This window comes from Cohnella phaseoli (assembly GCF_003386235.1).
Lineage (GTDB): Bacteria > Bacillota > Bacilli > Paenibacillales > Paenibacillaceae > Cohnella > Cohnella phaseoli.
Map to the genome: position 1 here is coordinate 36,473 of NZ_QRDZ01000049.1, position 13,528 is coordinate 50,000.

At 55.3% G+C, this 13,528-nt stretch carries 8 protein-coding genes; 6 read left to right on the plus strand and 2 right to left on the minus strand.

Annotated elements, in window-relative coordinates; translation table 11 throughout:
• Positions 1-38 precede the first annotated feature (38 nt).
• The 4 genes from DFP98_RS36085 to DFP98_RS36100 are packed head-to-tail and all read left to right on the plus strand — an operon-like array spanning position 39 to position 8,832.
• A complete protein-coding gene (locus DFP98_RS36085; protein ID WP_116065492.1) occupies positions 39-3,320 on the plus strand; it encodes a discoidin domain-containing protein in 3,282 nt (1,093 codons plus the stop codon).
• Positions 3,321-3,353: 33 nt separating this feature from the next.
• Positions 3,354-5,429: an alpha-L-rhamnosidase-related protein gene (locus DFP98_RS36090; RefSeq protein WP_116065493.1), complete on the plus strand. Its 2,076-nt coding sequence runs from the start codon at positions 3,354-3,356 to the stop codon at positions 5,427-5,429.
• Positions 5,430-5,477: 48 nt separating this feature from the next.
• Positions 5,478-7,313 carry a cache domain-containing sensor histidine kinase gene (locus tag DFP98_RS36095; protein WP_116065494.1) on the plus strand — a complete coding sequence of 612 codons (1,836 nt, stop codon included), beginning with the start codon at positions 5,478-5,480 and terminating at the stop codon, positions 7,311-7,313.
• The gene (locus DFP98_RS36100; protein ID WP_116065495.1) at positions 7,294-8,832 is read left to right on the plus strand and encodes a response regulator transcription factor; all 1,539 of its coding nucleotides are present in this window, start codon (positions 7,294-7,296) and stop codon (positions 8,830-8,832) included. Before DFP98_RS36095 ends, DFP98_RS36100 begins: the two co-directional genes overlap by 20 nt.
• Before the next feature lie 86 nt (positions 8,833-8,918).
• On the opposite strand, the gene DFP98_RS36105 is transcribed toward DFP98_RS36100, so the two are convergent.
• Positions 8,919-10,325 carry a DUF4832 domain-containing protein gene (locus DFP98_RS36105; RefSeq protein ID WP_116065496.1) on the minus strand — a complete coding sequence of 469 codons (1,407 nt, stop codon included), beginning with the start codon at positions 10,323-10,325 and terminating at the stop codon, positions 8,919-8,921.
• A 279-nt stretch (positions 10,326-10,604) separates the two neighbouring features.
• On the opposite strand from DFP98_RS36105, the gene DFP98_RS36110 reads away from it, so the two are divergent.
• Positions 10,605-11,072, plus strand: coding sequence for an SMI1/KNR4 family protein (locus tag DFP98_RS36110; protein WP_342772537.1), 468 nt, complete (start codon positions 10,605-10,607; stop codon positions 11,070-11,072).
• 31 nt (positions 11,073-11,103) lie between these two features.
• Complete coding sequence (locus DFP98_RS36115; RefSeq protein ID WP_116065497.1) at positions 11,104-12,975, plus strand: leucine-rich repeat domain-containing protein; 1,872 nt, start codon at positions 11,104-11,106, stop codon at positions 12,973-12,975.
• Between the two features lie 89 nt (positions 12,976-13,064).
• On the opposite strand, the gene DFP98_RS36120 is transcribed toward DFP98_RS36115, so the two are convergent.
• A complete protein-coding gene (locus tag DFP98_RS36120) occupies positions 13,065-13,280 on the minus strand; it encodes a hypothetical protein (protein WP_116065498.1) in 216 nt (71 codons plus the stop codon).
• Positions 13,281-13,528: the final 248 nt, after the last annotated feature.

Here is a 13,528-nt window from a genome sequence, read left to right on the forward strand (position 1 = left end):
CGCTAAGCGCTACGAATCTATCGAGAGGGGACTGGACTGTGACTGTGTCGACAAGCAGCAGGGACGGGTTCAAGATTAACGGTCGTTTCGTCGGATTCATATTGGCTTTATTCGTAATGGTATTCAGCTCGTTCGCGTGGTTTTCTTCGGAAGCCCGCGCGAGCGGCTGGACCAAGCTGTACACCGAGGAAGGGGGAAGAACCCCCTTCGACTTCAACCAGACGGCGACGAGGGGGCAGAAGTTCGCTTCCTCGGGCTTCGATGCCTTGCGGGTGGCCGCACCGAGCTGGGGGAACAACATCGGCAATCTGACATTGTCCCTGTACGCTTGGAATACCGACTATGCGACAACAACGGCGCAGGCGCCAATCGCGCGGACAACGTTCGTAGATTACGTCGATAACGCCTGGCTGGAGCTTGAATTCCCGATGCAGCCGCAGGGACAATACCTTTGGGAGCTGAGCAACCCGACGGAATGGGTGGGCGTGTACGCGTACGACCGCAAGCCGGGCGATACGTCCGTCTCCTTTGCCGACGGAGCAACGGCTCCGGTGCAGGGCTATAACTATCAAGCCGAAACCGGATTTGCCTCGGGAGGGTGGAAAGCGCTTTACGAGGCTTCCGGAGTTCGGGGGCGGTCGGCCATGGGACTGACGCCGGAAGGGAATATCCTTTCCCGCGGCGAGAAGTTTTACGGCTCTAATTTCGATACGCTTCGCGTGAGGGTGTCGAACTACGAGCAGCTGAATCGCGACGTGACTTTGACCCTGTACGCCTGGAATACGAATTATGTGGCTTCGATAGCCGGCCAACCGATTGCGTCCAAAGCGTTCGAGGATCTGCCGTCGGACGACGATTGGATCGAGCTGAACTTTGTTCGGCAGCAGCCCGGCGACTACCTGTGGGTGCTGGACGATCCATCCGGGCATGTCGGCGTATGGACGTATACGGAGAGCGGGCACGGAGCGCAAGCTTTCGTGAACGGATCGACGCAGGGCTTCGGCTTGGGCGCAGGCTTCGATTATATTTCCGAGACGTACGCCTATGCCGCCGTCGCGCCGGGAACGGCCGAGGCTCCAATCGGACCCGCGACCCTGAAGGCAGGGGAGACGGTCGAGTATTATAGCGGAGCCCCCAATGCGGCGGACAACAATCAGGCTTATCTGTTCGACTGGGGAGACGGTACGACATCGCTATCCTCGACCGTCAAGCCGATGAACGGCGGGGACACGTATCGCAAAGGGCGGTCCTCGCACTCCTGGAGCGAGCCAGGCTCGTATTCCGTGAAGGTGCGGGCTTACGATCAGGACGGCAATCCCTCCTCCGGCTGGTCGGCGCCCCTTCAGGTGACAGTGACGGGAGCGAGCGTAAACAACGTTATCAACGGCGTTCAGGTCTACGCTTCCTCCTCCGCTTCGGATTCCGCCCATGCTGCGGCTAAAGCGCTAGACGATAATCCGTCCACCTACTGGTCGAGCAAGCTGTCTTCATACAACGGCTTTAGGGAGGAGCATCTTGCAGTCGATCTGGGCGCAATCTATACCGTCGATCGACTGGCGCTGACCCCGCGGACCGGAGGACAAGGATTCCCGAGGTCGCTGACGCTGTCTTACAGCACGGACGGGCAAATCTGGCACGATGTACCGATACACCGCGAGGCGATTGTGCCGAATCCCGGCAATTCCGACTTCGCTTTGGAAACCGGGGGACTCGCCGCTCGTTACTTCAAAATTGCGGCGAATCGTCTGGGTACGGACGGCCAAGGCAGTTACGCCTTTCAATTGGCGGAGCTGCAAGCGTTCGGGAAGGCGGGTACGAGGTTCCACACATCCAGGGGAGGCGCCTTCGACGCCGACTGGAGCAACCTGTTTACTGTCTACGGCCTGGCGCAGAACGAGCTGACGCCGGAAGGCATCCGCTGGCTGAACGGTCCGGGAGGCATTCTCGGCATCGGGCCGACGGAATGGCAGCTATGGTCGGCTCAGAAGCTGAGCTGGACCAAGGAAACGAAGCTGAAGAACGAGCTTTACCAGCAAATGCTGGACGTACCGATGGACGCCGACGGTTTTGTGTGGGCGCACACGTTCGGGCAGAAGCATCTCGACCTATCCAAGCATTATTCCAACAATCCTTTGTACATTATGGGCGTGCATAGGCTCTATATGTGGACCCGGGACGACGCCATGCTGAACGATCCGCTGCCGCCGCTTCCCTACGGGAATGCTCCGGCCTATCCGCAGGGCGTGACCACGCTGCTGGAGAAGACTCGCAAAGCGATGGATTTCATACTGACCGAGCAGCAGGGGGACCAGGGGCTTCTTGTAATAGGCGACCCGGACAATAACGGAACGGCCAACGCACATGCCTCCAACTATTGGGACAACTATCCGATGGGATACAAGAGCGCGTATGAGAACGTCCTGTTTTACGGGGCGGTCCAAGCGATGGCGGAGCTGGAGGATGCCGTCGGCAGCCCGGTTAAGGCGGGGCAGCTGCGCGACCTGCTTCCGGACATCAAGGAAGCGTTCAACGAGACGTTCTGGGACGTTCAAACCGGACGTTATATCGGATCGATCGACATCAACGGAGTCGAGCGGGACTACGGGTTCACGTTCCTGAACGCGATGGCCGTCAGGTACGGACTGGCCGATGGGGCGCAGGCGGACTCGATCTACGAATGGCTGGACGGCGAGCGGATCATTCCCGGCGAGACGTCGACGGGGGCGGATATTTACGACTGGGTTTGGGCTCCGCGGGCGAACACTGTCGCGATCGAATCCAAACAGCCGTACTGGTGGTACAGCTACAACAGCGCGATCAGCGTAGCTCCGGGAGGAAGTGCGACTTACGGCAACCATCTGGAAAACGGCGGGGCGATCTTCTATACGTCCTACGACGACATGATGGGCAGATTGCAGTCCGGAGGGGGCGCGGATGGCGCGTTTGCCCGAATGGAGCAAATTCTCGCGGAGTTCAGCCTTGATGAGCTGCGCAGAGATCCTGCCAACAACGTCGGAGCGCCATGGACGATCGGAATTGTCGGGGAATACCCGGAATCGGGCATCGTGCCGCTGGTTATGGCGGACGGCTTCCTCGGTATGACCGCGAAGCCGGACGGCCTGCACATCCGGCCGAATCTGCCGACTGAGCTGGACAATGCAGGGCTGCGCGATGTCGTCTATGCGGGTCAGACGTATCATATCCAGGGAAGCAGGAGCGCTGTCGTCGCTTCCTCGACCACGCTCCCGGACGGAACCGTCGAGATTGTTGTGCCGAACGGTTCGGAATATGTGGTTCCGGCACCGGTGAATACGCCATAACGAATTAAAAACCGAAGCAGAGGACGTAAGAGCATGACAAAAGCAAAATGGATTTGGTATCCGGGAGACTTCGAGCTGTGGCTGCACGCGAGAACGATGATGCGGCGGGACGAGCGCGGCATGTACATCCCGCCGATATGGAAGATCGATTCCTGCCATCCGAACGTCAAGTTCCGCAAGATCGTGGAGCTTGAACGGGGAGAGACGGTTGCAATCGCGGCGAACGGGCGGTTTAACGTCATGGTGAACGGGCGGTACCGGTACGACGCCGCAACGAGCTTCGAACTTGAAGCCGGTCGGAGCGAGATCGTCGTATCGATCATGAACGATCAAAGCTTGCCGACGATCTACGTCGAGGGAACGACCGTTCATTCGGACGAGAGCTGGAGCGCGTCTTACCAGAACAATAAGTGGACGGACGCCGCCGCGTGGATCTTCGACCGCCCGGAGGAGCCGCCCGTGCTCTACCGTTTGGCGACCGAGCGGATCGAGCCGATCCGCTCGGAGGCAGCCGGTCCGAACGCCCGGCTGCTCGATTTCGGCCGGCAGACGTTCGGCTACGTCGAGCTTCGCGGCCTCGAAGGCCGGGGCCGGGTTCGCGTCTTCTATGGCGAATCGGAGGAAGAAGCGCAATCGGAGGAGTTTTGCGAAACCTTCGATACGGCCGACATCGGCGGGGAGACAAGCTATACGGTCCCGCTGGGCAGAGCCTTCCGCTATGTTCGTGTTCGAACCGATCCGGGGCTTATCGTCCGGGACGTCGGGGCTCTCTATGAATATCTTCCCCTGGAATACAGGGGAAGCTTTCGCAGCTCCGATCCCCTGTTGGACGAGATCTGGGACGTCTCGGTCCGCACCTTGCATTTGAATACAAGGGAATTTTTCCTCGACGGCATCAAGCGCGACCGCTGGGTCTGGTCGGGCGACGCCTATCAGAGCTTTCTGATGAATTACTACAGCTTCTTCGACGAGGCGGTCTGCCGCCGCACGCTGATCGCTCTAAGGGGCAACGATCCGATCGAGATTCATTTGAACACGATTCTGGACTATTCCTTCTACTGGATTCTCTCTTTGGAGGATTATGTTCTCTATACCGACGATACCGATTTCATCGCGATGATGTACCCGAAGCTCGTTACGCTGATGGAATTTTGTCTGAACCGTACGAACGAGAACGGAATGATCGTCGGCGTTCCGGGAGAAGACTGGGTGTTCGTGGATTGGGCGGAGATGAGCAAGGACGGAGAACTTTGCGTGGAGCAAATCCTGCTGTGCCGCTCCTTGGAGATCGTCTGCGGGTTTGCCCGGCAATTCGGACACGAGAATGAGGCTGAACGATACGGTCGTCTCGCGGTGGAGTTGAAGGAGAAGGTACTCTCGGCCTTTTGGGACGAAGAGCAGGGCGGACTGGTTCACAGTCGGGTCGACGGCGTGCTGAACCGCCATATGACCAAATACGCCAACCTGTTCGCAGTCCTGTTCGGCTATCTGTCTTCGGAGAGGACGGAGACCGTCAAGCGCGAGGTGCTAAAGAACGAGCGCGTTCAACCGATAACGACTCCGTATATGAGATTCCACGAGCTGGCCTGCCTGTGCGAGCTCGGAGAGCAGGAATACGTACGCGAAGAAATGCGGGCTTATTGGGGCGGCATGCTGAAGCTGGGGGCGACCTCGTTCTGGGAGGAATACGATCCGACCGCCGAAGGGGCGAAGCATTTCGAGATGTACGACAGACCTTTCGGCAAAAGCCTGTGCCACGCTTGGGGGGCGAGCCCGATCTATCTGCTCGGCAAATATTACTTGGGCGTGCGCCCGACCGCACCCGGCTACGCAGCCTATGTCGTCGAGCCAAAACTCGGCGGGCTGGAATGGATGGAAGGAGTCGTCCCCACTCCGGGCGGAACGGTCAGCTTGTACGCAGACGCCTCGACGATCCGGGTTCGATCGGCGCAAGGGGGCACAGGGCTCTTGAAATTCCGGTCGTCGGAGCCGCCTTCAGCAGTCGAGGGAACGGTTAAGCGGATTGGCGACGGCGAGTACGAGCTTGTTCTGGAACGTCCGGACGTTACCTATGAAGTGCGATATACTGCGAGCAACCTTAATTCGTAATATAATAGGTGAAAAGTCGGATCGCCGCTGCTAAGGGGCTGTGGGCAATTGAGGAAATGGCGCCGCTTCAAGATGAGAAATCTTCCGTTATTCGCGAAGATTTCTCTCGTTTTTTCGCTGGTTGTAACCTGTTTCATTCTCTTGATCGGTCTTAGCTCTTATTCGGTCTACCGCAAGAGCATGGAAACCCAGGTCGGAGATTTCGTTCCGCAGGTTCTGGAGCAGGTCGGCGCCCGTATCGACGGCTATGTCGACGAGCTGCTGATGGTGCCCCAGTCGATCTTCTATATGCCTGGGGAGAGCGACGCATTGGGGGTTCTGCGCGCCGCCAACGATCCCGCGGTCACGCGTTCGCTGGAATACACCTTGGATCTTCATGCCGTTCTGAATCGGTTGAATTTCAGAACCGGAGAAAATCTGCAATCGATCACCTTCTACTCGTTGGCGGGGGACGCTTACCTCTTAACCAAGGGGGGAGGCATGTGGGTCGAGCGGAATTACAAGGATCAGCCCTGGTACGGGGAGCTGGATACGGAATATTATGCGCCGACGGTCTGGGGGACCTATCAGGACGAGACGGTCACGGGCCGTCCGTACGTCTTCTCGATCGTGCAGCCGGTACAAAGCGCGAAGAGACACCGCATCGACGGCGTCATTCAAGTGTCGGGTTCGATCGAGGCGATCAGCGCGATGATCAGGAAGGTGAATTTCGGAGCCGGCTCGATCGTGTACGTGCTGGATCACCGCAACCACATCGTATTTTCGACCAATCCGTCGGTGATCGGGCAAGCGTGGAATCGCTCTTACGGCTTCGATTGGGGCGAGAGACCGGTCGGTGCGGATTCGTTCGAGCTCGAGCTGGAGGACAAGCCGTATCTGTTCAGCTACAACTGGTCGTCCGACTCGGGCTGGAAGGTCGTCAGCCTGATTCCAAGCGAGAATCTGAGCAAAGGAATTTACCGGATTAAATTTTGGACGTACGCCGTCGTGGCATCGGGAATTCTGATCGTGTTCGGGTTGGCACTTGCCATCGCGTACGGGTTTACGAAGCCGCTTCGGAAGCTGAGCGATCGGATCAAGCATTTGGATCTTCAGCACCTGGACAAGCCGCCCGACGTAGATCGGCTGGACGAGGTCGGGCATCTGTCCAATTCGTTCCAGAACATGATCAAGCGGATGAACGGCTTGTTCGGCGAAATCACGCATGAGAAAGTGCTAAAGCAGGAGGCCGAGATCAAGGCGCTGCAGAGCCAGATCAACCCTCATTTTATCCACAATGCGTTGGAAACGATCCGGATGACCTACAAGTCGGGCCGGCACGAGAACGGGGAACAGGGCTTGGTTTCGCTCGGGCACGTCCTGCGCTATCAAGCGGCCCAGGAGCAGGATGCCATTCCGTTCTCCGCCGAGCTCGAATTTCTGAACAAATACTTGAGTCTGCAGAAGCTTCGCTACGGGGATCGGCTTTCCGTTGACCTGGAGGTGGACCCGGAAGTGGAGAAGCACTCGATCCCTTATATGATTTTGCAGCCGTTGGTGGAAAATGCTTTGAAATACGGCGTCTCCTCGTTCGATCATTCAATTGCGCTGACGGTTCGGATCGGCGTCGAGGATGGGTTCATTACGGGAGACGTAATCGACGAAGGCAAAGGAATGTCGCCGGAGCGGCTGGAGCAGGTGATTGCCGAGATGGGCGCCTTCTCGGGCAATCGGCAGGGCGGAATCGGGCTCGCCAACGTCTACCAGCGTCTTCAGCTTTTGTTCGGTCCGTCGGCCGAGCTCCATATCGAAAGCCATCAAGAAGTCGGGACGATCGTCAGCTTTCGCTTTCCGGTCCGCCCGCATAACAAGGGGAAGCTTAAACATGCGAATCCTAATCGTTGACGATGAACAGGAAATCCGCAACGGCATCCGCCATTTGCTGATCGGCTCGGCGTTAGCCGACCGGATCGAAATCGTCGGGACGGCGAACGACGGCCGCGAGGCGATGATCGTGGCCGGCAGCGGGCCGGTAGATCTAATTATTACCGATATTCGTATGCCGGGGATGGACGGCTTGGAGCTGATCCGGCATATTCGTACGGCCAATCCTTCGATCGCTTTCATCATTCTAAGCGGCTATGACGACTTCTCGTATGCTCGCGAAGCGATGCGTTACGGCGCGCTCGACTATCTGCTCAAGCCGGTGGAGGAGCGCGAGCTTCTCGGGATCGTCGAGCGGTTGATCGAGCGGACGAACAAGGAGAAGGAGCCTTCTCTCTATCTGACCCGCGACGAATTCCGCGCTCTCCGGGAGAATGGGGAATGGAAAGCTGTGGCCCTTTGCGGCGCCGACGAGCTGCCGGAGGAGCGGGTACGGGAGTTGGGCGGCGAACCGATGCTGCAGTGGATGCTGGCCAAGGTGCACTCGGAGGCGGCGAGGGAGCTTGGCGGCATTTACCTTCTGACCGGGGATTCGGCGGTTCTTTTCCGCTATTCCTTTGGGCTCGCGGCGGGGAGCGAACATGAGCTTCGGAATAAGCTTGCCGAATTCGCGCAGCGAGTCCATCATTTCTGCCGGGAAAGGGTGAAGGTGCCGGTCAGCTTCGGCTTATCGGAGCCCGTTCGACAGGAGGGGCAATCCTCCGAAGAGATGCCGATAGACCTGGCTTTCGTCCGAGCGCAGCAGGCGTTGTTTTCCAGAGTGCTGTTGGGCAGCGGCATATATCGGGGGGAGGACCTTCAGGAGGCGAAGCATCACCATGCGAGCGAGAAGCTGGAGGCGGCGTTGGAGATTAAAGACTCGGATTCCATCGTTGAGGAAATCGAGGCGCTAATCGAGAGGTGCGTACAGGAGGGCAGCGTGAGTGTACTGCTCCTGTCTCTGGAGCGTCTCTTGTTCCTCGTTCATCATCGCTGGCAGGTCGACCTCTCTTCCGCCGATGGGACAAGCATGTCCCTCATGAATCGGACGCTTGAAAGCCTGCTGTGGTCGAGCCGCCCCAGTTCGTTAAGGAAGGGCTTGATGGAATGGATTCAAGGCGCGCTTGCTCGACTCGACCCCGCCAGACAGGAAGGGAAAGTGTTGGCCCGCGCCAAGAAATATATTCAAGCCCATCTGCAGCACCCCGTTAATCTGACGGAAGTCAGTCAAGAGACGCTGGTTACCCCGCAATATTTAAGCAAGCTATTTCGCGAGAAGTCCGGCGAGACGTTCATTGAATATATCACCAGGCTGCGGATTGAAGAGGCGAAGCGGCTGCTGGCGGAGCCCGGCGTTAAGGTGTACGAGGTAGCCAGTCAAGTGGGATATAGCAACTGGAAGCATTTTAGCCGCGTGTTTAAGCAGCATACGGGCTACGGCCCGGCCGATTACAAAAATCGCATTTTCGTCGACCGAGTCGGGTATCAGCACGAGCTGTGAACGCGGTGAAAATAAGCGGGGCTTATCCGATTAAGAACGTGTCGGATAGGCCCCGCTTATCATTTTTGCAGGATCGCGTCGAGGGATTAGAATGGCAATTTCCAATATTCGCTCACATCGGGAGATTCCAGCTCAAGCTGCACTTCCACATTGCCGAGTGCGTACCAACCGTCCTCCTGCCGCCCGGTATTGGCCAATTGGATGGCCGGCTGGCCGGTATGCGGAGTGAGGATCGCAATTTCGAACTGATAATGCCCCAGAGGCATATCCGCCGGAATCCAGATCGCGTTGTCGTAGATGCTGTCGCCCGGAAGCCACTGATTGATATTGGCGTCCGTGAAGAAAACCTTATGATACTGATCGTTTTTCAGACGCAGCGCGAGCGGGAACTTCTTGTAGCAAGGCGCGACGCCCAGGTTCTCCCACCAGGAAGCGAACGCAAGCTTGCCGCCCGGCTTCACCGCTTCAGGGAAGGAGAACTTGCGCAAAGCGAGGCGATAGCCCATCCGTTTCAGCCAGCGGTCGATATGCGGCTCCCATTCCTTCGGAACCGGCGACGATTTGGCGTTGAAGGAAGAAATATGCCATTTCAGCGATTGGTCGATAATATAATCGACATCCCATCCTTTGTCCTTCCAGTGTTGAATGACCCAGCAAACCTCCAATGAAACGGGGGCCTTCTGCCAAGCGTCCTGCATGCCCGAGCGGATAAGCTGCTGTGGATAATAATCGTGCATATGCGACCAGTCGTCTACATGGTCCCATGCTTTGCCGCACACGTCTCCGAGGCAATCGACTCGCCAACCGACATTGGCCTGGGACAGCCCGAAGCCGTTCGTCTTGTCGTCGGTCAGCAGCATAATAAGCGGCGTTTCTTTGAAGGAGTCCGTATACGCGCTGACTAGCGCCTCTCTCGCTGTCTGGCTCAACAGATTGGAGCCGATGCCTTCTCCCCACGAGCCGACGATGGACAGATCGATGCTTTCCAGGTCCGGATGACCGTCATACCGACTGCCCAGAGCGCGAATAAAGCGTCCGAAATGCTCGGCGTAAGTCGGGTCCTCGGGATCGACCATCCAACCCGGACCGTCATCGAACCTTGGAGGCGGCGTCCCCAACGCTTCGCGATACCACGCAGGAACGTCTTCTTTATCATTAGCGCCGTACGGAGCTATGCGAAGCAATAGGGTTTGCTTGCGCTGGCGGGCCGTCGCAATCGCATGATCGATCAAATCCCAGCGATAGTTGCCCTTCTCCGGCTCCATGTATTTCCAATAGACTCTGAAATAAGCGATCGTCGTTGCCGGATGGTTCTCGTTTTCCAAATTGCCGTCGAAGTCCTGATACACAATCGGGGACCCTTCGGTCCACCCTTTTCCTTCGTTCAGCTTATCTCCGTTAAACCGCTGAAAGGTCATAAATCCGATACCCGGATTAATTAGAACGTCGTCGATCAGCTTCGGTCTGGCGTTAATGATTTTACAGGTACCCATATCGATCTACCCCTTCCGGTGACTTACTTTTAATCGTAAACCAGATCCACGGTATCGCAATTTTAATTTGTTGATATTTTTTGCGATTTGTTTACTCCTTTCCCTTCACATGGACACAGAGCTGCTTTCGCTAAGGAGACATATGTCGCTATTCTTAGAAATATAGTCAATAGGTCCGATAAGCTGGGATATTGGACCCTACTGCCTGATTTTTGAATGTGATACGATATGCGGAAAGAATAGAAGCTGGAAAATGAATCCGATCGAGGAGAAGAGAGGATGGAGCCGATGTACGAGCGTTTGGTGGAGAAACTGAAGACGACTTCCACGATCAGATGGTTTCCCGGTCATGGAGCGGAGGAGAGCTGGATAGAGGAAGCGGAGCAGGAGCTGGGCTTTCGGCTGCCGCCGTCTTATCGCTGGTGGGCGACTCATTACGGCGATGGCTGGTTGAATGGCGGACATATTTTATCGATTGGCGACCCGGAGCATAGAGAATACACCGATAGCGACCTCCTTTACATACATAGGTTGAATAAAGCCGAGGATTGGTGGGTCAGCCGCTTCCCCGACAGGCTGGACGTGTTCATTCCGGATAGCGACGAGCAGTTTTTTTTCGACACGTCAGTTAGGGATGAACAGGGCGAATTTACGGTCATGTGTTACGATCTTATCAATAATGAAATATTCCCGTGTGCTTCGTCATTTGCGGAGTTTCTAGAACGATTGATCGACGAGTACGTATAAATATGAACAAGGGAATTCGAAGAGGTGGCCGGTGGAATTAATTAAATTAAATTGTCCGAATTGCGGCGGGAAGATCCAATATAAAGAAGGGCAAACGCTCAAGTGCCCTTACTGCAAAACGGAGCTGCTGTTGAAGGAAAACAAGGTTTATTTTGTTGAACAGACGATTAACAACTATTACGGAACCCCTCCCGCTCGCACGGCAACTCAACCAAAGGCGAGCGCTAAGCAGGTTCTCTTGGTGTTTCTAGTGCTGATCTGCTTTGTGGTCGGATATTTCTTCTTGACGAACAACTCTAAACAATCGACAGGCGGCGAGGCGAATCAGCCTATTCGGACCATGCCGGAAAGCGAAGTTCTCCTGTTCTTTTTGAGGGATATTTTCGACAAGGGGACTGCGCTGCCATCGGAAGAGGAAATCGCAAGCCTCCGCTACTTGTCCGCCCGTCAAGATGAGGATCAGTGGCATTTTGCTTATAGCTTCGACGATCCGTTTACGAAAGAAAAAGCGGAGATTTTCGACTATGTCGTTACCGACAAAATCTTAAACACGCAAAGAATCGATCAAAAGGATTTTGAAGCTTTTAGCGGGCTTACGGTGTTAAATCTAATGGAAGAATATGAAATTTCGCAAAATCAGGAAATCAGCTTTCGCCAAATGCAAGGCTTAAAGAGCTATAAAGGCGGTTTTAACGAATCGTTCGGACGGTTTGCCCAATATTTTGGCGATAAAGCGAAAATCGTAGATCTCTCGACTCAAATCCGCAGCAATGCGGAATTGGCTTTGCTATTGGATTTTCCGAACCTGCAGTCGCTTAAAATCACCTATGTCGACGAGTCAGTGACGGATTTTCATCTGCTGAACCAATTGCCCCTGAAGTCGTTGTCCTTGAACGGGATCGACGATCTGAAGTGGTTGTCCGCATTAACGGGTCTGGAATCGCTGGTTATCAGCTATAGCGAGGCGACCGATTTCAGCGCGCTTTACTCGTTAAGCCAATTGCGGGAATTGAAGCTCTCCTTTACGCAGAACTTAAAAACGCTCGATTTTCTGCAAAATATGCCGAACCTGCAAACGCTCGATCTTGAGAACGCCGGCATTTCGAACCTGGAGAGCCTTAGAAATAAGCTGTCATTGACGAAGCTGCGTCTGTCCAGCATGAGCAAGCTGGGCTCTGTCGAGCCCGTGAGCAGCTTGACTTCGCTAACGGAATTAGCGATAACCGGCTATTACGGATCCGAGGCGGCCTTAAAGCTGCCCAATCTGAAGATAGCCGAAATGCCGGATTCCCTCCTCCCCATGCTGGAGGCGCCCGCATTACAATCGCTGACGAGTTACCAGCGCAGAAATGATTTGGATGGGGAGCAGCTATTGAAGTATCCGAAGTTGGAATGGCTTTCCTTGGAGGATTTCGGCGACTTCACTCATATTCGCGCTTTAGACAGCCTGCCTAAGCTGCAAACCTTAAATCTGATCGATATGTCTTTTTACGAGGAAACGAGTGAATTGTTCGATTTGAAGCATGTGACCACAATCAATTGCAACGAATGTAGTTTCCAGATCAACACAAAGCAGCCGTTTGCGAACGCCTCGCTGGAGCATCTGATCTTAAATGATATATCATTCCGGATCGGCAACGAAGATTGGCTGAATGAGGTGGATAAGGCAATGCCTTACTTCGCGGGTCTGACGGCATTGCGTTCCTTCACGATGCAGGACAGCTCGCTTCAATCGTTGGATTTTATGAAGGGTTGGCAGAAAATCGAGGTGCTTCATCTGGAGAACAATGCGATTTCCAACGTAGAGCCTTTGGCCTCGCTGTCTAATTTGCGGAAGCTGTATCTTGTCGGAAATCCGGCGCAAAACAAAACTGTGCTCGATAAGGGGATTTTGGTTTATTAAGGGACGGCAGGGCGGAGGAAGCTTAGAGACCCATGTTTTCAGCGTACAGATCTGTTGTCGGAGTAAGATTAAACTTGTCCCTCCGAGGCCTAGGCCGATAGAGCTTTAGCGGATCGAGGCTGCGGGGTGAGGGGCAAGAAAGTGCCTCCGCGCTGCCCAAGCTGCGGGGTGAAGGCCAAAAAAGTGCCTTGACGCTGCCCAAGCTGCGGGGTGGAGGCCAAGAAAGTGCCTCCGTGCTGCCCGAGCTGTAGGATGAAGGCCAAAAAAGTGCCTCCGCGCTGCCCAAGCTGCGGGGTGAAGGCCAAGAATGTGCCTCCGCGCTGCCCAAGCTGTGGGATGAAGGCCAAGAAAGTCACTAGTCATGCATCAAACCTGACATAATAGTCGAAGGGTGAGGCCTAATCCAATATTGTGATTTGGTTTCATATTCTTCCATTTGATTTTCTTCCCAGTAAGCCAAAAAATCAGAGCAGGAACAGGAGACGCGATTTTCCACAAAATTGGATATTCATTTATCTTTGCCTAACGTAGTATGACGCGCTGATTCTCCTCG